The sequence below is a fragment of the Phenylobacterium sp. genome, assembly GCF_041691455.1.
Classification (GTDB): Bacteria; Pseudomonadota; Alphaproteobacteria; order Caulobacterales; family Caulobacteraceae; genus Phenylobacterium.
In genome coordinates this window covers 16,102-36,360 of record NZ_JBEPUO010000006.1, presented here as the reverse complement: position 1 = coordinate 36,360, position 20,259 = coordinate 16,102, and the positions used below count along the sequence as shown (strand labels likewise).

Annotated in this window: 17 protein-coding genes; 6 read left to right on the top strand and 11 right to left on the bottom strand. The window is 66.8% G+C overall.

The features are described 5' to 3' along the window. Positions 1-235 precede the first annotated feature (235 nt). The 5 genes from ACESMY_RS10855 to ACESMY_RS10835 all read left to right on the top strand — a co-directional run bounded on the left by ACESMY_RS10855 (position 236) and on the right by ACESMY_RS10835 (position 9,747). Positions 236-1,966 (top strand): PEPxxWA-CTERM sorting domain-containing protein, encoded by a 1,731-nt coding sequence (locus ACESMY_RS10855; protein WP_372784602.1) that lies wholly within the window; start codon positions 236-238, stop codon positions 1,964-1,966. Positions 1,967-2,480: 514 nt separating this feature from the next. Continuing rightward, positions 2,481-2,996 carry an RNA polymerase sigma factor gene (locus ACESMY_RS10850; protein ID WP_372784601.1) on the top strand — a complete coding sequence of 172 codons (516 nt, stop codon included), beginning with the start codon at positions 2,481-2,483 and terminating at the stop codon, positions 2,994-2,996. Positions 2,997-3,006: 10 nt separating this feature from the next. Further along, complete coding sequence (locus tag ACESMY_RS10845) at positions 3,007-3,990, top strand: FecR domain-containing protein (protein ID WP_372784600.1); 984 nt, start codon at positions 3,007-3,009, stop codon at positions 3,988-3,990. Between the two features lie 127 nt (positions 3,991-4,117). Further along, positions 4,118-7,228: a TonB-dependent receptor domain-containing protein gene (locus ACESMY_RS10840; RefSeq protein WP_372784599.1), complete on the top strand. Its 3,111-nt coding sequence runs from the start codon at positions 4,118-4,120 to the stop codon at positions 7,226-7,228. 44 nt (positions 7,229-7,272) lie between these two features. After that, positions 7,273-9,747, top strand: a complete 2,475-nt coding sequence (locus tag ACESMY_RS10835; RefSeq protein WP_372784598.1) for an alpha/beta hydrolase family protein — start codon at positions 7,273-7,275, stop codon at positions 9,745-9,747. On the opposite strand, the gene ACESMY_RS10830 is transcribed toward ACESMY_RS10835, so the two are convergent. The 10 genes from ACESMY_RS10830 to radC form a co-directional block, all read right to left on the bottom strand. Further along, the gene (locus tag ACESMY_RS10830) at positions 9,736-11,532 is read right to left on the bottom strand and encodes an asparagine synthase-related protein (RefSeq protein WP_372784597.1); all 1,797 of its coding nucleotides are present in this window, start codon (positions 11,530-11,532) and stop codon (positions 9,736-9,738) included. The two genes, ACESMY_RS10835 and ACESMY_RS10830, sit on opposite strands and share 12 nt — an antisense overlap. Further along, positions 11,533-12,189, bottom strand: coding sequence for a lasso peptide biosynthesis B2 protein (locus tag ACESMY_RS10825; protein WP_372784596.1), 657 nt, complete (start codon positions 12,187-12,189; stop codon positions 11,533-11,535). A 39-nt stretch (positions 12,190-12,228) separates the two neighbouring features. Further along, positions 12,229-12,351, bottom strand: coding sequence for a hypothetical protein (locus tag ACESMY_RS10820; protein ID WP_372784595.1), 123 nt, complete (start codon positions 12,349-12,351; stop codon positions 12,229-12,231). A gap of 92 nt (positions 12,352-12,443) precedes the next feature. After that, the gene (locus ACESMY_RS10815) at positions 12,444-13,064 is read right to left on the bottom strand and encodes a GntR family transcriptional regulator (protein WP_372784594.1); all 621 of its coding nucleotides are present in this window, start codon (positions 13,062-13,064) and stop codon (positions 12,444-12,446) included. Between the two features lie 176 nt (positions 13,065-13,240). Beyond that, entirely contained in the window at positions 13,241-14,182 is a 942-nt protein-coding gene (locus ACESMY_RS10810) for a DUF2493 domain-containing protein (protein WP_372784593.1), read from the bottom strand. Between the two features lie 165 nt (positions 14,183-14,347). Beyond that, positions 14,348-14,902, bottom strand: coding sequence for a GcrA family cell cycle regulator (locus ACESMY_RS10805; protein ID WP_372784592.1), 555 nt, complete (start codon positions 14,900-14,902; stop codon positions 14,348-14,350). Positions 14,903-14,973: 71 nt separating this feature from the next. Next, a complete protein-coding gene (locus tag ACESMY_RS10800; protein WP_372784591.1) occupies positions 14,974-15,186 on the bottom strand; it encodes a hypothetical protein in 213 nt (70 codons plus the stop codon). Between the two features lie 97 nt (positions 15,187-15,283). Continuing rightward, entirely contained in the window at positions 15,284-17,092 is a 1,809-nt protein-coding gene (locus tag ACESMY_RS10795) for a ParB/RepB/Spo0J family partition protein (protein WP_372784590.1), read from the bottom strand. Between the two features lie 2 nt (positions 17,093-17,094). Then, complete coding sequence (locus ACESMY_RS10790; protein ID WP_372784589.1) at positions 17,095-18,051, bottom strand: toprim domain-containing protein; 957 nt, start codon at positions 18,049-18,051, stop codon at positions 17,095-17,097. Between the two features lie 8 nt (positions 18,052-18,059). Further along, positions 18,060-18,770, bottom strand: a complete 711-nt coding sequence (gene radC, locus ACESMY_RS10785; RefSeq protein ID WP_372784588.1) for a DNA repair protein RadC — start codon at positions 18,768-18,770, stop codon at positions 18,060-18,062. Between the two features lie 201 nt (positions 18,771-18,971). On the opposite strand from radC, the gene ACESMY_RS10780 reads away from it, so the two are divergent. Then, positions 18,972-19,934 (top strand): hypothetical protein, encoded by a 963-nt coding sequence (locus ACESMY_RS10780; protein ID WP_372784587.1) that lies wholly within the window; start codon positions 18,972-18,974, stop codon positions 19,932-19,934. A gap of 3 nt (positions 19,935-19,937) precedes the next feature. Here ACESMY_RS10780 and ACESMY_RS10775 read toward each other — a convergent pair whose 3' ends face one another. After that, entirely contained in the window at positions 19,938-20,183 is a 246-nt protein-coding gene (locus tag ACESMY_RS10775) for a hypothetical protein (protein WP_372784586.1), read from the bottom strand. Positions 20,184-20,259 lie beyond the last annotated feature (76 nt).

The following is a 20,259-nucleotide window of genomic DNA, read 5'->3' as shown; positions in this document are numbered from 1 at the left end:
ATTGAGACCACCCCGGCTCCAAGCGCCTATGAGGATAGCAGTATGGCTCATCGCGTCGTGAGCAACCGTTAACGGGACTTCGGGCTCGCACCGACGGCAAGACGGACGCGCGCGACGGTCGCCGCCCCGTCGCGGGCCATGCGGATCGACGGTTGCGGCCGAAGGGGATTTTGCAGTGAACACGGTTGGTACGCTTAGGATCGGGATCCTCTCGGCTCTCGCGCTGGGATTGGGTTTGACGTCGGAAGCCCGCGCGGCGACGTTCATTGCAAGCGCGTCCGCAAGCTCCAGGACGCAGGACACCCAGGGTCCGAACGACGTCAAAACCGTCAGTGGCGGGTCTGGCGTGACCACCGGCGCCGGCAGCCTGACGGATCGCACGTTCGAAGAGGGCGCCCAGTCCGCGTCCAGCGCTTCCGCGACTGCGGGTGTCGGCGCTGTGCACGGGTTTTCGACAGCCGGTGCGGCATCGTCAGGATGCTGCTCTACGGCGCGCGGCTCGTCGGCCGCCTTCGCCAGCTACGCGGACAGCTTCGTCCTGAGTTCGTCGACGATCGCGCCGGGGACTCTCGGCGTGCTCTCGTTCGACATCCTCGCCGAAGGAATCGCCGACGGCGGCGGCTCCGGCGCAGGCTGGGCAGGCGTAAGCTATTGGGTGGCCCGGGCGATCGTGAACGGGACTCTCTACCAGACGTCTTTCGAACACCGCGCGAACGGGGCCCTAGGGGTAACCGACACGGGCGACGACTTCGGCCTCTACACCTTCACCGCCAATGTGGTGTTCGGTCAGACCGTGAACGTCCAGTTGTTGATCGACACCGGCGCCACGGCTCAGGTTGCGCCCGGCGGCAGTGTCGCGCAATTCACCGCCGACCTAAGCGACACGGTCTCGTGGGAGGGGATCCGCTCGCTTGCGGTCGGCGGCGTCGGGGTGACGGACTTCACCGCCGTCAGCCGCGACACAGGCTTCGACTTCGCCACGGGCTACGGCGCGGCCGCCGCCGGCGGCGGCGGCGTGCCGGAGCCGTCCACCTGGGCCTTGATGCTCCTAGGGTTCGCGGGACTTGGCGCCATGCTCCGCCGCAAGCGGTTCGCTGGCGCGAAGGGCTACCCGCGGCGGTTCGGGTTGCAGATGTGGGGCCCCCGCCTACGGTCAAGCGTCGAGGAACCGCCGGTGCGGGCGATCCGACCCGGAGATTGTGCCGCGCGATTCCTTTTTGCTCCCCTCGCGGGAGCTTTCCTTGCCTGCGCAGCATCCGCTTCGGCCGCCCCTCTGCTCAGCTTCACCGACACCACCCCGAACGCCGGAGGCTCTTTCGCCTTCCTTTCGGACCTAAGGGTCAACCAAGCCGCCAGTTGGACCCAGACAGTGGCTTCGAGCGACGTTTCGGTTCGGGTGTTTGTGGGGTCATTGGAGGGCATCACTACGCCCGCCAACTGGTGGATCACCACCTCGCTCGGTTCAGACACCACGCAGGCCAATGTGATCGCTTCGGGCGTCTACAACCCGATCGACAGCTCTCAGGGGGCGCCGCGCGATCTCAATGCGATCCCCCGCATCGAGCTGGCCTCGGGGCTGTCGTTCGCCCCGGGAACCTACTATATCGTGCTCGATGGGCCAGCCGGGCCAGCCCAGGAAAATGCGGCCTGGTTCGGCGGGGTCCTTTCGGGCTTCGCGGCTGACACCCTGAACCTCGCGGACGGCTTCAGCCTAGGACGGACCTACTCCGCTACCACTGGCAATTTCGATGAACTGCCGCCCTTGAACCCCTTCGGGCCCGCGTCGCATTTCACGCAGAACGAACCCTCCAGATTTTTCCTTGCGTTCGAACTGGATTCGGCCGCCGTTCCGGAGCCCGCGACCTGGGCGTTGATGATCGCCGGCTTTGGCCTAGCCGGCGCCGCGCTGCGCCGCCGAGGCATGAGCGTCGTTCGCTCGCGCCCGCGATCGCCCGGCGAAAGCTAGAAGCAAGCACCTTTGGGCGGCTCTCCGGGGGCCGCAACGGATCGAAAGCGGCCACTGGCCTAGCGTCTGGAAGCGGACCTTCCGAACTTCCGCCAAGAGTCAGAAGCGGCCGTTGGATTCGCAGACCGTGATCCCCCCATGTTATCAATAGCCGTCGGGCGCCGGGAGACAGGCGTCGGTTGAGAGCCAGGGGACACGACCTCGGTCGTGTCGGCAGCGATCGCCGCTAAGTACCGGGCTTCGCACGAAGTTTCCAACGCCCGACCCCTCCTCCCCCTCGGCTTGTCACAGAATCACAAAGGCGCCACGCTCGGTGGGCCGGCGCATCTGCGTTGGTGGGGCGTGGAAACCCCTGTGCGTCCCGCTATGAGCCGGGTGCCGTGAAATAGGTTGGTCGTGACGCGTGGGCTTCGGTCTGCGTGCTTGCGGGCGGCTAACTAGCGGGCTTCTCGACGCAGGAGTTTCCAACACCCGGCTCACCAGCCGGCGCCTCTGGACCCATCTGAGGTAGCCGGTGTCAGAGCCCAAACGACGCCTTCCCCGTATCCCGACGGATTTGGACGTCACGGGAGACGGGCTAGATGCTGTCTACCGGCGACACGCCGGCTGGCTGGTCGCGTTTCTGGCCCGCCGCTTCGGCCGGGAGGTCGCGGAAGACCTGGCGCAGGAGACCTTCCTGAAACTGGCCAGGTCGCCGCCGGAATGGCGCAGCCCCAAATCCCTACTTGCCAGGACCGCGCTCAACGCTGGCCAGGATCATATCCGTCGGGAGTCCGCCCAGCGACGACCGCGTCTGGTCTCGGTCCCTGAGCTGAGCCAGGGAGTCTCTCTTCCCGACCAGATCGAGGAGCTGTTCCACCGACAGGTGGTCTCCCAGTTGCCCCGCAACCTGCGGGACGTATATTGCCTGAGCCGCTTCGGCGGCATGACATACGAAGAGATCGCCGCGCACCAGGGCGTCACGGTCAAGGCTGTAGAGAAGCGGATGACCAAGGCGCTTCGTTTCTGCGCGGCTCGGTTTCGAGCGTAGGCGCTAGCGAATGACCGACACACGACGGCTCTCGACGCGCGAGGATGGCGAGGCAGCCACTTGGTTTGCGCGCCTCGGGAACCGTGCCGTCACACCGAAGCTGCTTCGCGACTTTGAAGCCTGGCGCGACAACCCGGCGAACGACGCGGCCTACCTCAAGGTTGAGGCCTTCTGGGAGGCTTCCGGCCGACACGCCAGCGATCCCGAGGTCCTCCGCATGACGGACGCGGCGTTGAAGCGTCGTCGTCGCACCCCACAATGGTTCACGCCCAGGATCTTCGCCTTCGGAGCCGTGACAACCTGCGGGGCGTTGGCCGTCGCGGTCGTGGCGACCTTCAGCGCGATATTCCCTGCCTACTCCACAAGTCCCACAGAACAGCGGGTCATCCTTCTGCAAGACGGTTCGCGTGTTCATCTCAACGTGGGCAGCAAGGTCCGCGTGGTCTTCAGCGGCGACAAGCGCCGGATCCTCCTTACGAGAGGGGAAGCCTTCTTCGACGTCGCGCACGACGCCAACCGCCCCTTCATAGTCGACGCCGGACGGGCGGGCGTTCGCGCGGTCGGCACCAAGTTCGACGTGCGACGCGACCGGGACCAGGTGCAGGTGACGCTTCTCGAAGGTGTCGTGCGGGTGGATCCCACCCAAGGGAGAGGCAGCTGGACGCTGGCGCCAAACCAGCAGCTGACCCTACCTGCCAACACCGCCCCGACCCGGGTGGCCACGGACGCATCACGCGCCTCAAGCTGGACGACAGGCCGCCTCGTCTTCAGCCAGACGCCCCTGTCAGAGGCGGTTGCCGAGATAAATCGCTATGGACGGCACAAGGTCGACCTGGAAAGCGCCGACCTGTCCGGCCGCCTGGTCAACGGCGTGTTCAACACCGGCGATACCGACGCCTTCGTGAAGGGCATCACCATGCTCTTTGATCTTCAATCGACAACCGGTTCGGACGGCACGATCCACCTTCGGACCAAGCCGGGCGCCGCGGCGTGAATGTTTTTTTGAGATGCCCGGTAGGGTCTCACCGCGCGTTTTACGTCTTGGGTGCCTGACGGTTCTCGACGTCAAAAGACTGGCCGATCTGGCCAGCGCGTCGATGAGCCCGCGGGGGATTCAGGGCATGGTGCGTTCAGGACGGTGTGGCGGTGGATTCCGGTCGGTGCTCCTGGGGGGTCTGGCCGCCAGCGCGCTGTTGGCCCACCAGGCAGGGGCCGCCGAGGCTCGCGCCCTGAACCTTCCCGGCGGCACCCTCGAATCTGCGCTATCGGCCTTGGCGGCACAGACAGGCGACCAGCTCGTCTACACGCCCGACCTTGTCGCAGGCCGGCGCGTCGCGCCGCTCGTGGGCCGCCTTGATCTGGATACCGCCTTGGCCAAGCTGTTGGCTTCGAGCGACATCGTCGCGGTGCATGCCGCGCCTGGAATGATCGTGCTGAAGCACCGGAGCGCATTGACCACGCGCGCGGTCGCAAGCGGGACATCGGGGCCGGGAGGCGCCCCCGTCGCAACGCACCCTAGCGAATCCCCCGCCGCCCAGGTGGGGATCGGCGAGGACACGCCGCAGGACCTCGCGAAGGAGGTCGCTCGGTCAGCGCCATCGGCGCCGCCGACCGTCGGTGAGGTCCTCGTTACCGGCACGCACATCCACGGCGGTAGCCCGGCAGCTCCGCTCCTGGTCCTTGACCATGCCGCCTTGGAGTCATCCGGCTATGCGACGGTCGGCGAAGCGCTGCAGGCGATCCCGCAAAACTATGGCGGGACAAGCACGGAGCAGACGGCGGGCGGCGTCCGCGCTGACCCTCTTCACACCAACAATGGCTATTCGACCGGCGTGAACCTCCGAGGCCTGGGAAGCACCTCAACGCTCGTCCTGGTCAATGGCCGCCGGCTCGCCGCCGCCGGCAACAAGGGGGACTTCTCCGATGTGTCCGGCATTCCGGCGATCGCGATGCAGCGGGTCGAAGTGCTGCTGGATGGCGCCTCGGCCCTCTACGGCTCCGACGCCGTGGGCGGCGTGGTCAACTTCATCCTGCGGAAGGACCTTGAGGGTGGTGAGGTCCGCGTTCACGCCGGCTCTGGCGGCGACGGGCCGGAGGAACAGTTGGCGAGCTTGGCCTTCGGTCACGCCTGGCGCTCGGGCAACTTCGTCCTGACCTATGAAGGCTACCACCGTGATGCCCTCTCGACGTCCGCCCGTGACTTCTCGAGGACGTCGGACCTGCGCGCCTTAGGCGGCGCCGACCATCGGGATACGTTCAGTTATCCCGGCAACATTCTTCGAACGGACCCGGCTACGGGAGCCACGACGCCTTACTACGGGATCCCGGCAGGTCAGTCCGGCGTCGGCTTGAAGCCGTCGGATTTCCTGGCTGGTGCGCCCAACCTCTACAACCAGATCGCCGGATTCGACCTGCTCCCAGACCAGCGGCGACAGAGCGTCTACGGCGCCTTCCGTCAGGACATAAGTCCGCGGATCGAACTCTCCGGAGACGCTCGATACAGCTACCGGATCGCCGAGGCCGTGCTGCCTGGCATCACGTCGACTTTCACGGTGCGTCCGGCGAACCCCTTCTTCGTGTCCCCTAATGGCGCGGCTTCGAATTCAATCCGGTATGCCTTCGGCGGGGTCGCGGGACACCCCAGAGGCCGAGCCGACATTGCGAGCTTCTCGACGACGCTTGGGTTCGACGCGAAACTATTCGGTGACTGGCGGCTATCTGCCTACGGCGCGTTTGCGGAAGAGCGCACGGAGAACACCCAGAGCCATACGCTTCAGTCGACCATCCTGTCGGAAGCCCTCGGCAATACGGCTGACAATCCGGGCACCGCCTACAGCGCGGCCCGCGACGGCTTCTTCAATCCCTATGCGTCAATCGCCAGCGGCAACACGGCGGCGACGTTGGCCGCGATTACGTCCGGTCTCTCGGCCGCGCGCGAAAGGAGCGAGACAAGCTCGGCCAACCTGGAAGCGGATGGCTCCGTTATCCGCCTTCCCGGCGGCGAGGTTCGCCTGGCGATTGGGGGCCAGGTCCGCAAGGAGACTTTCACGCTCACCGGCTTCAACTTCAACTCCGGCATCGCCCCGACGCCAATTCACAGCAACGACGGCGGCCGCACCGTGAGCGCCGCCTATGCGGAATTCCAGATTCCTCTGGTGGGGCCCGACAACGCTCGTCCGGGGGTGCAGCGTCTCGACCTTTCCGCCGCCGTCCGGGCGGAGCACTACAGCGACTTTGGCTCCACCGTGAATCCGAGGTTCGGCCTTCAATGGTCACCTGTCTCAGATATGCTGGTGAGGAGCACCTACGGCCAATCCTTCCGAGCGCCGTCGTTGTTCGATCTGCATGACTTCCTACTCAACGGACCGATTTTCACCAACCTCGGAACCGCGAGCGTCCTGACGCTCGGCAAGCAAGGCGGCAACCCGGATCTGGGCCCGGAGACCGCGAAGTCGTGGACGGCGGGGATCGACTACACGCCGCATGCAATTCCAGACCTGAAGATCTCTGCAACGGTGTTTGAAACGAGGTTCCGAAACCGCATCGCCAGCGCCCTGGCCACGGCCACACCCGTGACCTTACTTGCGGACCCGCGCTATGCACCGTTCATCCAACGGATCTCGCCGACGACCAATGCGCAGGATCTCGCACTGATCACCGCCCTGCTCAACGACCCGGCGACCACCAAACAGTTCGGGACCTTCAACCCGACCGACTTCGTCGCCATCATCGATGAGCGTCAGGTCAACACGGGCGGCCTGCTGGTCCGCGGCTTCGATCTGATCGGCAGCTACCAGCACGAGGGGTTCGGAGGGCGTTTCAGCTTCGCGGCCGACGCGTCGTGGATGCTTGACTACAAGCTGGCGCTTACCCCGACTGTCACAGCGTCGGAGCTTGTTGGCCAAGTGGGATCTCCGCCTCGCTTTCGGGGTCGCGTGACGGGCGATTGGACACGCGGGCCCCTGACGCTCGGCGCCGTGCTCAACAACACCAGTGGTTTCGGGGATACCCCTGGAAACCACGTCGCCGGTCAGACCACCCTCGACGTTCGCCTACGTCTGGCTGGCCAAAAGAACACCATCTGGGATCGGTCCGCCGTGACGCTCTCTGTCCGGAATGTCTTCGATCGCGCACCGCCGTTCTACGATAACCCCCTTGGCTTCGGATACGATCCGGGCAGCGGGGACGTCATTGGCCGCTTCATCTCCATCGATCTAACCCGGACCTGGTGATGCCCTCCCTTCGGGGTGGGGCAGCGGCCCGATGGGTGCTCCCCTTGCTCATCGGCGCCGTCGCAGGACAGACCTGCGCGTCCACCGACAACCGACCCATGACGTTCGAGGAGATACTCCGGGATGGCGAAAGCCTGGGCGACGTAAGGTTTTCGCCGACTGGCCATCAGTTTCTGGCGAGCGTCGAGGCGTCAGCTCGGGGCGGTGGATTTCCCTCCAAGCTCACGGGCATTCAGACGTTCGCCTGGATGCTTTCCGAACGCCCAGGGCCCCCCGCCCGGGCAGGGGTCAAAAACTTTACGCCCGCCCCTTGCGATCCCTGGTCACCTTCGGGACGCTTCGTCGCCGGGTTCAGACCCAAGGATGGTGAGCGGCGCCTGGTCATTTGGTCGCCCGCCAACGGCAAACAGACGGTTCTGCCCAACCAGCCAACAACATCCTGTCCGACCTGGGTGGGCGAGAACCTCGTCTTCGGGACCCCTCCGCCGACGCTGCCGTCTGCCGGCGCCGCCTACACACACCACCTCGACTACATGCGCGACCGATGGGCTCTGGCCGGCCGCAGCGACACGGCCGTTGTCACTGTGCATTCGGGCAACTCGGCGTTCCCAAGCGCTGAGCCCGCAGAAGGCGCCCTGCTGAGAGCAAATCCTGCCACCGGGCGAACTTACCGCCTCTCCGCAGGGACGTTCCACTCAATTGCGCCTTCCCCTCAAGGTGACGCATTCGCAGCCGTTCGGCTCCTTGAGGCTGACCCAGCAGCCCTCTTCGGCGGCCGTCGGGGTGAGCTTTCAGTCTTCAGGCTCACCAGCAACGGCGCGCGGGTAGCGTACCGCCTGCCGGACATTGATCCCGACTACGCTGGCGTCTGCTGGTCGGCGGACGGAAGCCGGCTGCTGGTGGCCGGTCGTGCGCGCTCCAGCGGGTCACTCGTGCTTACAGTGGTCGACCTTCGAGCTCGGACAAGCCGTCGCATCCTCATTACAGATGGCGTTCGGCTGGGCCAAGGGCGGCGCGGAGCCTACGAGGCCTTTCGCCCGATTGGCTGGATCCAGGATCGTCCTGCTTTCATCGCCATGAAGCCCATCAGCCTTCCCGGTCCGTCCGATGGACACACGGATTATGGCGAAGGTCAAAATCAGAGCTTCGGCCTTTTCTGGGACGGTCCGGATGGCGTGCGCGAGCTGACCGCCTTTGTCCGCCAGTCCGTGACGGCCTTCGCCGCAGGGCCTAGCGGCGACGGCTATATTGTCGCCGACGGCGCGCTTTGGGCAGTAGGCGCCAAGTCGCCGCGAAGAGTTTCCCCAGAGCAACTGACGGTGTCCGGTCTAGCGGTCATGCGACCGACGCTGGGCCTCCCGGCCACCTATGCCGTCGCCGATGATCGCGTGCTGGTCACCGCGTGGTCCGGCGAAACCGGACCCGTGCGCGCAACGATCGAACCTTCATCGGGCCGCCTCCTAGCCATCGCTCCGGCGATCGACGCAGAGGCGAGATCGCCAAGGCTGGACATGGCCGCACGGGTCTTCCGAACAGGTTGGACCCAGACGCTGGCGATCACGGGTCGTCGCGGCCAGGTCCTTATGACACTGAACGAGTCTTGGCGGTCGAGACCATCGAGTGAGGTGCGGTCGCTGACCTACACGAGTGGCGGTCGCCGCCTGAAGGGCTGGATCGTGCTGCCACCGGGATATGCTGGCGGGCCGCTGCCGACGATTGTCTGGGTGTACGGGGGACAGAACCTCGAACTCGGTCCCCCGGACGATGCGCTCCCTGGCTTGGCGACCACGCCGGTTTTCAGCGGTCAGCTTTGGGCCGCGCGCGGTTATGCCGTGCTCTACCCCAGCCTGCCCTTCCAAGCTGCGTCTGGGAGCGACGTCTCCGAAACCCTGGCCTTGGAGACGCTCGCGGCAATCGACGCCGCCGTGGACCAAGGCCTGGTTGATCGCGATCGAGTGGGCATCATCGGGCACAGCTTCGGCGGGTTCACAACCGCCGCAGTCCTTTCAAAACGGCCGGATCGCTTCCGCGCCGGGATCGCCATGAGCGGAGCCTTCGACTTCAGCGCCAGTTGGGCGGAGCGAGGGCTCGCAGACGAACTGATAGATCCCGGCAACTACGCCTTTGCGCTCGAGACACGCGGCTATGTCGAGCATGGTCAGATTGGCCTCGGCGGCCCGCCTTGGGCCGCGCCCGGAATCTATGACCGCGCGAGTCCCTTTTTCGCGGTGGCGCAGCTCAAAACCCCCTTGCTGCTGACCGCTGGCGACCTCGACCTCGGTTCTACGAGCCTGCTTCAAAGCGAGCGGATGTATGCGGCTCTGCGGCGCAACGGCAATCCCGCGGTGCTGGTCCGCTACTGGGGTCAGGGCCATCTTCAGTACGAACCGGCCGTCGTGCGAGACCAGTGGCAGCGATTTGGAACCTGGTTCGACCACTACCTCAAACTACCGCGTGGCGCCGCGGCTAAGACCTCACCGGCAAAGGAGGTCGAGGAAGCCGTGGCGTTAGCTCCCTGATCCGCTGCGCCCACGGACGCCATCGGCATCCGGCGCCCTCGTCTGCCAATGCCGGACCCAAGACTCCAGGAGCGCGAGCCGGATCAATTGAGCGCCATCCGCCTTCAACATCAACTTGTCAGGCGTCATCGCGGCATCGAGAGCAACGCTATCCAGCACGCCGGCGCCCACGAGCAGGCCGTCGAGCAGGTGTGGCCGTAACATCTCAAGACTGGCGGCGGCGCGTTGATTGAAGAGTGCGTCTAGGGCGCCCTTGGACCGACGCTGCGCCACCGCCGGCGGCAACAGGCAAGCGAAAGCCTCGCGCGCAAACGCCCGGTCGCGCCCACCCTGAACAAGCTGCCAAGCCGGCGTTGCCAGGCAAAATTCGAGAACCGGCTGGGCGAGCAGCGGATGCACCACGCGCGTCGCCTGGCCGCGCCGGCTACGGCTCCAGTGAGCTTGGGTCCCGACCAGCGCTTGGATCTGGATCCTCTTGGCAGGAGGCACGCCCGCAAGATCGGTGAGCCAAGGATGGCGCCTTGCGGGCGCGGTTTCCCAGGCTCGCGGTCCCCAAAACATGGCTGCGCGCTCAGGATCGCTCGCCGCGGTCGCGCGCCTTCCCACTGCCTCGAGACCTACGGACCAGACCGACCGCCGCAGCCAGCGCGCTGTATTTTGGAGAGTCCGGCCGCCTTCAGTTCGCCAGTCGTGGCGAAAGGCATCCGCAACTACCGCCGCGGTCGGCATCTGGAAGAAAACCGCGTCCCCACCCTTGCCCCCGAGTAGCGCGGATGCGCCTAGGTCCCGAATTCGGCCGGCGACATCGCGGTCATAGAATACATCGACGGCGCCGAAGGCTGGCCCCATCGAAGTCGAAAACTCTGCAAGGTCCTCCAACGTCAGCTCGCCGACCTCCTGAGCGACCATCGTTAGCGGCAAATTGTAGGAATTGCAGAACCCGGCCGCCCAAGGGCGTTCATCGCCCGCTCGCCGTGCGCCGTAATAGTTCAGGGCCTCTACAATCCGAGGCCGATGACCGGTTTCAATCAACGCGGCCGTGACGATCGCAGAGTCCAGACCACCGGACACTTCCACCACCAGCGAGGGTTCCGGGTTTGCGAGAGACGAGACTGCGCCGAACACGCAGGAACGAAGGTCGGCTGCCGCGGCAGGTTCATCGTTGCCGATCCAATTGCGCGGTGACCAAGCCAGCTTGGGCGATGTCTCGACGTCGCCAGCCCGCCGAAGCTCTCCGGGGACGATGGGAGCAATTCCGCTGAGAGGCGCAAGGTGCGTGGCGTTCGATTGGTAGCGCGCCAGTTCCGTGATTACCGCCCAATCGAGCCGTGAATGCGCCGGCCGAAGCGCGATGGGCAGAGCCTGAAGTTCTTCTGCGACGACCGCAACCTCGCCAACCGTCCAGGTGTGAGCCTCGAGGAAGCCTCCCGGTTCTCGAAGAACCCAACGAGACATGTCGGCAGGATCTTCAAGCAGAGCAACGTAAGCGCCCCATCGTGTGGAGATGAGTTGCTTCGCGACCGCGTGGGGCGGCCCGGCGGTGACAGCCCGGCCAGTCAAGGAAAGGGGCTGACGGTCAAAAATATCCCCGACCACTACGCAACCCGAACGACCAAGTTCGCAAACCGGCAGGCGCGCACTTTTGGCTGTCCAAATCTCAAGTCCTGGCCGGTCGAGCGCCAACGTCCAGCGGGACGCGTCTTGCAGCTGCGACGAAAGGCGTGCGGCCTGGGCCTTGCCGTCTTCTGACGGCGCAGGCCAGGCAAGTGCTACGTAGCGGCTCATCTAGACAGCGTGGATCGGCTCATAGGCCGCCACCCTTTCAGGCCTATCATCCAAGACGACTTCACCCTTCTGCAGCCAGCAGTGTGCCTCGAACGGCCAAGTCTCGACGCCAAAGACCCAGATGGCGTCGGCGCCGGATCGCTGCAGAAAGCGAAGGAGCAGAAAGCTGCGCACGAGGCACTTCCCGGGGGCCGGAAGCCAAATCACGAGGCGCTGGAAGGTCCGACTGAGCCGGTAGAGTTCTGCGTCAGACTTACCCGACACCGACGCTCGGCCTGGTCGGCGCACAAACTTCAGAATTTGCGCGAAGGTCCGGCCTTCATATCGAAACCGATAATCCAGGTAGGAACCGGTGAGCGCGACAATGTCACTCCAGCGCAGGCGGTCTTGCTGGCCATCCAAACAGCATTCGCTCGGCAGCGACGGTGGTCTGGGCACAGGTGTCCTTCTCGCACCGCGCTCCGCCAAGCCGCCATCAAGGAGAGCCGCCGCGATGGCCTCCGCCTGGGCGCTGCCGGAACCAGCCTCAAAGTCTGACCAAGCCTGCGCGGCTTCAGGCAGGCAAGAATAGGTGTCACCGGAGATGTCCAAGATCACCAGATCCCGCTCCACGGCAGCGATCCGCACGTCCTGACGTAGTTTGATATCCGCTATCATTCTGGAAGCGGCGCCGGACCGGAGCCCGGCGCCATCCGATCAGCCGAAGTAAAGCGTCTGATCCGGCTCCTTCTTGTTGCCGTCTTCGCCGCCATTGGTCGACGCCTTCGCGCCGCCGAGGGTGAGGATCCGGAAGTTCCGGAGGCTGAACTGGGTCGTCATGATGACCTCCCTGGTCATGTCTGCCGCACATCGCGACGACCCAAGTCCACAACCAGAGGTGTGTGCATTCAAACTATATCGACACTATATTTTCAGGCATCGCCGGTGCGGGCCAAAAGCGCCCCTAGCGCCTCGGCCAGACGGATTCGCCGCCCATGAAATTGGCGGAGGTTCACAAGCCTTGTGGCCCGGTCCGCGCTCTCCAAGATCACCAGCCGCTGGGCCTCGTCATCGAGATCAGGGATCACTTCGCCTTCGTGCTGGCGCACGACGCCCAACTGCACCTGGTTCAAGCGAAAGGCGCTGAGGAGCGCCCGGCTGCCCGACTCCGCAACCCACTCGACCAGCAACCGATCGATCCGCCTGACCGCACCTTCCGGCGTGGCTGGTTCTATCGGGGCGCCCACGGGCCGACGAAGGGGGCGATGCGGCTCTTGGGCGATCAGGAGATGCGCCAGGCTGATGCGGTAGAGATCGGCGATGTCGAGGGCATTGGGCAGGCGCACGAAGTAGCCTTGCCCCCGCCGGTCCTCCAACAGCCCTTCCCCCGCGAGACGTGACAAGGCCTCGCGCACGGGTGTCGTGCTCAGGCGCAGTTCGTCGGCCAGGTCCGTCGCCGCGATCCGCGCGCCCGGCCGATATGCGCCGTCGCGGAGACGGTCGCGCAAGCTGCCCAAGGCGACATGAAAGGGCTCGGGCCCGGTCTCGGCCATGGGGTACTCCGTACTGCGCGCAAGCAAAGACGGAGTAAGTCGAGGCGGCCTCGCCGCCTTACAACCCGGATATACCGCAGAGGCGTAGGCCTGCGCCTGCGCTGCCGCACAATATTCAGAATGCACGCAAGGAGTTTGCCGACCGCGCGCAAGCCGCGCGGCCGGCATGGCGCCCATCAGCCGGCGCCGCGCGCAGCGATCCGCACGCAACGCACGCCTCGGTGGCGCGCTTGTTCAGCCAGGTTCAAGGCCGGACCGAAGTCCGGCGCTCCCACCGTGCCGCAGACGCCAAGCGATTGCGGCAGCACCAGCACGCACACCGGACGCAAGGCCATCAGCTGATCATTGGCGCGGAACGGCGCGCTGCGGCCGTGGCGTTCGAAGTCAGGCTTCGCCAGGACCAGCGGCACGCCCTTCTGCTGCGCCCAGCGTTTGGCCAAGCGCTCGCCGCCCTTGGCCCCGGTGAGGGCCAGGCTCATCGTCGGCCATTCCTCACGCGCCCAGTTCAGGGCGTCGAAGATGCGGCTCGCATCCTCCGGCGCGTCGCCGTGGGGGGACGCGCGGAACGCCACCACCTGAGCCCCCGCGTCAGCGGAATTGAGCTTTCGGGCTTCGATGGCCCGCAAGGCTTCCTGAGCGTCGATCTGAGCAGCGGTGACCGCGCTTCCCCGGATGGACCCGCGCCACGGGCTCCAGACTTCACCCGTGGCCGTCGAATAGCTCGCGGCCGCGGCGTCGCGCACGCGCTCAAGCGCCCGGGCGGCGACATCGACCGCGTCGCCGCGATGCTTGGCTTCCTGCAGGTCGCCGTCCGCGACCTCGCTGCCGTCGAAATCGCGCAAGGCTCTCGCCAGGTCGTCCCGGGCCCGGTCGGCGTCCCGGTCAAGCCGTGTCACGCCGGCGTGCAGTCCGCCGATGAAGGTCTCGCAGATCGTGGTGACGTGGTCCTCCAACGCCGTTCCAAGGACCAGGTCGAGGAGCTCCGCCATGATGGCCTCGCCGAGCTGGCGCAGAGCCGGCTCGGTTGGATGCGGACGAGGATCCTCGAGTGCGGCCGTCAGGGCGTCGAAACCGTCGAGGTCGGCGGTGTTGAAGAAACCGGGATGATGGGTACGCATGCTGGACTCCTGGGTTGGGGTTCGAGCTGAAGCTCGCGACCCTCCCGCCGCGCTGTCCGGGCGCAGGCCAGGGCCCCGCAGGGGGCGATAGCGCACCCTTGCCGGCGTTCGGTCGGGGCGGCCCCGTCGCGACTCCCCACTCCCGCTCGAACCACCCAGGGCCACTCATCGGCCAGCAAATTGGCGGATCAACCCGCTGACCGGCTGCGGTCCGCCGGGCTTGTAGGCCACCGCGCGATGCGCGTCGCAGTAGGGCGGGTCCCCAGTGCGCCGCCCGCAGAAGCGGAAGCTTTCGGCGCTCGGGTCGCCCACTGGCCAGTGGCAGGCGCAAGGCCCAAGGTCTTCAAGGCGGGGCACCAGCCCAGGGCCGACCTCCGCCCGCGGCGATTCACGGGGCGGTTCGACCTGACGCAGTGTCGGAATTGCTTTCGCACGAACCGGGCGCGGCGGTTTCGGGAGCCGAGGCGCCCTTGGCGCTGGAGCGCCCGACGTCCTGGCCGGCCGTCGATTGGACAGGCCCAGCCGATGGACCTTACCCAGCACGGCGTTGCGGGTGACACCCAGGCGATGGCCGATCTCGGTGGCGCTCAAGCCTTCTTCGACCCAGAAGGCTCGAAGCCGCTCGACCCGGGCATGGGACCAGGACCTGTCGGGCGACGATGCGGATGCTGGACGACTGCCTCCAGCCGGCGGCAGAGAACGATGAGGGATATGCGTCATGGGAGCCTCCAGGCGCCCGGATCCATTATCCCGGCTCACCTGCTCGGCCCTCCCTCCCCCTCCATCGGCGGTTAGTGGTGGGTGACCTTGGGCTTCTCCCCAAACCTCGCCGCGAGGTCCTCGCGAAGCCGTTCGACCTCGAGCTCCAGCTCGGCCAGCCGCAAGTCATCGGCCTTGGCCGCCTCAGAGATCAGCCAGAGGCACCGGTCGACGATTGCGCGCGCCTCGGGGTTCCGGCGAAACCGGATCCGGAGTTCGAGGAAATAGAAGATCGCGTGGCGCATCAGCGTTATCTTACGCGGAGGACGTCACGCCGGACCACCTTGGTGCTTCCAGCGCGGAAATGGCCCCCGCACGAGACGGGGGCCAAGTCGGCCAGGCTCACTCAGCGGCGATGGCCTCGGGCGCGGCGACGGGCCACCCTGACTTCGGCGCAGCGCGAACGACCTTCCGAAGCGTCTGCGCGGCCGACCGCGAGCGGGCCGCGGGCCCGCAGGGGCGCCGGGTGTAGGCGCTGGCCGGGAAGCCCATCCAGCGAGGCGTCCAACCTTCGGCCTTCGGACGGTCGCCCTCCCCGTCCAGGAAGTCGCGAAGGATGCCCTTCTGGGTCCTGATCTTCTCGGTGAGATTGCCCTCGGCGACCTTGCGGCCACCGACCTCCCGCAGCATCGCGTTGATGGTCTCACGATCCCGGATCAGGTCGAGGAAGACCGCGTCCGGGCGCCAGACTTGAGCGATCTCGGTGTGCAGCCAGGCGCCGGCGACATCGACCTCGACGCTGCCGATCCTCAGGCTGTCGGCCATCACCACGGCCGCGACATCGAGCACGTCGGCGTCCGACATTGCCAACAGCTTCGCGAACGCCGCACCCGCCCCGGCGAAGCGACTGCCGACCAGGGCGTGGCCAGCGACCTCCAGGCCGAGCGTCTTCGCCGTATCCTGGCGCCGCGCCTCGAAAGCCTCAGCCGCCGAGTTAGCCGCGAGGCTTTCGGCCACAGCGGGATCGGCGATGTGGCCGTCGGCGCCGTCGACCCGCCAGTGCCCGGTCCCGGTCAGGGCGTGAGCGAGCAACAGGCGCAGCGCGGCGGCGGGGTTGTTCACCAGTTCCATCCGCACCGCGGCGTGGCGGTGCAGGTCGATGTAGGTCTCCTGCGCGCCGGTGATTTCCGACCGGAGGCTTTCGGCGGGCGGTGGCTCTCCCGAGGCGTTGCGGGCCTCGCGCTCGGCCGAGGCTCGGGCCCGCTTGGCCTCCTTGCGGGTGAGCCAGCCTTCATGGAACGCCACCTCACCCCTGGCGCTCACCTGGACGTAGACCCGGCCGCCGAGCTTGCGGCCGACCTGCTCGAATTCGTGGGTGTAGAAGTGGTCGCCGGCGGCCATCACCTCTACGTCAATCCAGCCGCTGGCCTTGAGCGCCTCAACCCGGTCGGCGATGGCGGCGTTCTGCAGCGCCCAGAAGGCGTCGGGGTCGGAGAAGTAGCACTCCTCGCCGAAGAGGTCGGCCACCACCTGGCCGGGATAGGCATCGAGCGGGAACATGGCGTGCTTCGTGGGGATCGACGCCCCGCCGAACAGCCAGGCCTTGAGCTGCGCGCCTTGCGGCGCGCGCTGGTCGGGGTCGTCGTAGAGCGCGAGCCAGGCCTTCTGTTGCGCTTTGGTGGCCAAGGTAAGCTGACGCACGATCGCGACGTCGATCTCCTCGGCCCGGTAGAGGTTGCGCACCCGGGGCAGAAGACCACCGAGCGCCAGGGTCCGCTTCACGACGACGTCGGACATTCCGAAGGTGGCCGCGATCTGTTCGGGGCTACGGCCGGACTTGATCAGCCGGGTGAAGGTCTCCCAGCAGGTGACCTCGTCGGGCGGCAGACGGCCAAGGTTCTCGATCAGCGAGGCCTCGATCGCAGCCGCATCGTCACCCGGCTCCAGGATGGCGATCGGCACGGGGTCGATCTCCACGCCTTCGGCGATCGCCGCCTGGGCGGCGTGCATGCGCCGGCGTCCCGCCACCACTTCGAAGGTGTCGGGAACGGCGCTGCCGTCCGACATCGTCTCCAGCACCAGCAGGGTCAGGAGGACGCCGCGCTTACGCACGGACGGCAGGATGTCGCTGACGTCCGGCGCGGGCCGGCCGTGGTTCATGTTCAGCGGTGAGGTGGTCAGGTTGCGGGGATCCGCGAAAGCGAGACGCATGGTCAAACTCCAGGTTCGGGCTTCGGCGACCCGGACCATCCGTCCGCCGCGCCCACCCCTCCCAGTCCTTCCTCCCCCTCCAGGCCCTCGCCCCGCACAGCGTCGTTCCAGTCGGCGAACGGCGCCGGCGGCAAGCGCCCGAAGGCCCCGAAACCCACCCTCTTCAGCTCTCCCACCAACGCCTCGGTCGCCGCCTCCCCCACCGCGCCCCGGTCGCCAGCCACCAAAACGTCCGCGACCCCCAGCGGCGGACGCCAACGCACCATGTTGCGGACCGATAGAAGCGCCCAGGCTGGCCGGCGGAAGCGGCGACCGGCGGACAGGGTGGTGAACACCCCCTCTCCCACCAGCATTCGGGGGCCGCAGGGATCGAGCCTCACCGCGGCTCCCGCCGGACAGGCGCCGACCGTCTTGCGCGGCGTCGCCATGCGGGCCCGCTCGCCGTTCGGCGCGAGGTAGGTCACCTCCACGCCGCACAGCTCGCCGTCGGCCGTCTGGATCGCCGCAATCAGGGCTGGGCGCCGGATGCCGGCGCCCCGATAGACCGCCGCAGGAACGGCTACGTGGTGGCGCAGCGCATCGGAACGAGTGCCATCGGCACCCCGCAGGCCGCAGTGGCGTTCGGAGAGCGTGCCGCTCAACGGCCGGGAGTCTTCCCAAAGCTGGCGCGCGCAGGCGACGCGGACCCTTGGGCTTGGGCGCTCGATCTCCGGAAGCGCGGCGACCGACTGGCCATCCAGAAGCCGGCCCGAGGGTCCAATCAGACCGAGCTTGCGCAGCTGGTCGGCGACCTGGCGCCAGTCCTCGCCGGCGAAGGTGTTGATCACCACCCGGTCGCCGACCAGCAGCAAGGACACCGAACGGTCCCAGCGCCCATGCCCTGGCCCCGGCACGCTGGCGCAACGGCCGCCCGCATAAAGGTCGCCGCCGATCACGCGGACGATGGACGCCAGGGACATCGCCAGCCTCACATCAAGCCGAGGCTTTTGAAGCTGGCGACCGACGCGCCGCCCACGATGATGTGGTCGTGGACGGCGATGCGCAGCGCCCGGGTCGCATCGACGACCTCCCGGGTCATCTGGATGTCGGCCGACGACGGAGTCGGATCGCCGCTCGGGTGATTGTGGGCGAGGACCAAGGCGGAGGCGTTCAACTCCAGCGCCCGCCGGACGATCTCCCGCGGATAAACCGGGGCGTGATCGACCGTGCCGGTCCCCAGCACCTCGTCGGCGATGATCTGGTTGCGCTTGTCAAGGAACAGGACCCTGAACTGTTCGCGAGGCACGCCCGCCAAGGCCGCCTTCAGGTAGGTCTGCACCGCCGACCAGGACGACAGCACGTCGCGACGGCGAAGCGGCCCTTCAAGGGCTCGACGCGCCAGGTCGTGGACGAGGGTGATCCGCGCGGCAGCGGACGGCGAAATGTGTCGCGCCAGGTCGGCTCGAGGCTGCGCCAGGACCTCGGTCAGGGAGCCGAACGCGGCGATAAGCCCCGCCGCTTCGTCAGCCTGGCAGCCGACCAACAGCGCCAACGCCTCGGCGTCAGTCAGGACCGGCGGGCCACAGCGCGCCAGGCGCTCCGCGGCGCCTTCAGGCCGGCGGCGCGTGGCCGGCGCCGCCGGCATCCAGTCCTCGGACGGTTCGTATTCAACGGCGAGATGATCGTGGGATGCGGACATCGCACCCTCCCAGGATGGTCAGCGACCCCCAAAGCGGGGCCGCACCTCCCGGTCCTTCCTCCCCCTCCACCTTGGGGCGATGCGGGGACCTCCCCGCTCGAAGGGGTCCGTCGAGACACTGGTTCGGCGGCAGGGGAAGGCTTTCCCCTCCACCCCCAGAACGCTACCGAATGGCCCTCTCTCGTCGCCCGAGGCTCCGCCATGCCCTACTTCATCCGCCTCGTCAGTCCCCAGCACCCCAACCAGGCCTGGTTCGTCGACGACAAGATCGCCTACGACGTCTTCAACCGGGGCGGTGTCGTGCCGGGAGACTTCCACGCCGAGCCCGGAAAGACGGCGCTCGACGTCATGCGCGAGCGCACGCCCGCCTGGTTTGAACAGGGCGATCCCTTCGTCCGACTGCGTCTCGACCAGGGCCAATATCATCGGCGCATCGCGCGGCCCCTCCTCAACGCCCAGGAGAACGCGCACCTGTTGTTCAACCCGACCCTCCATCTGGAGCCGGCGATGGTCGCGTCGGCGCGAGGCCAGGCGCTGTCGCTGCTTCGCCAGCTGCAGCGGATCTGCCAGACCGTCCAGCCGGGCCCGATGACCTTCAGCGCCTATGGCCACGATATCCGCAACCTGCTGATCCTCGCCTGCACCGAGGTCGAGACCCATTGGCGGGGCGTCCTCGTCGCCAACGGCGCGCACCGAAAAGTGTTCACAACCGCCGACTATGTGAAGCTTGTCGACATCATGGGCTTGCGGGATTTTCTGGTCAGCTTTCCCGCGTTCCCCGACCTTGAGCCCATTCGGCCGTTCGAGGGTTGGGGCCTCGGCGCCCACCCGACCACCGACCTCACCTGGTACGCCGACTACAACGCCGTGAAGCACAACCGGGAGGGAGAGTTCGAACGCGCCAACCTGCTCTGCGCCTTCCAGGCGCTTAGCGCGGTGGCGGTGATGCTGGTCGCCCAGTTCGGGCCCTACGGCCTGGGCTACCGTTCCGAGCTCTCACAGTTCTTCATCATGCGCGAGACCCCGGACTGGCCGCTGAGCGAGACCTACCTGCGCGACGGCGCGCTCTCGACGACCACCCAGGTCCACACCCAGTTCGCGCCGATCGATCACCCTGTCCTGGCGAAGCTGAAGGACAAGCCGAAAGCGTTGAAGGCGACCTGAAGCCTAGCCGGTGCCGCTCTCGCCGAGCTTCGCTTTCGCCCGCTCGCGGTCGTCCGAACTCGCGAACCTGAGCGCCACCGACCGGGCGTCGACTCGCATCGCCCAATCGCCTCGGAGGTTCAGGGTCAGCCACTCGGTCAAGAGCATCGTGGGCGTGTACCCCGGCGCCGCGGCGGTCGGCCTTGAGACGGTCAACGCCAGATGCTCAGCCTCATCCTGCAGAAGATCCCCGAACCTCACCCTAGGCATAGACCACGCCGAATCCTCAGGACACAGCGCCTAATGGATTGCGCCCAGCCAGCCGCCGTCAAGGCTAATACAAGCT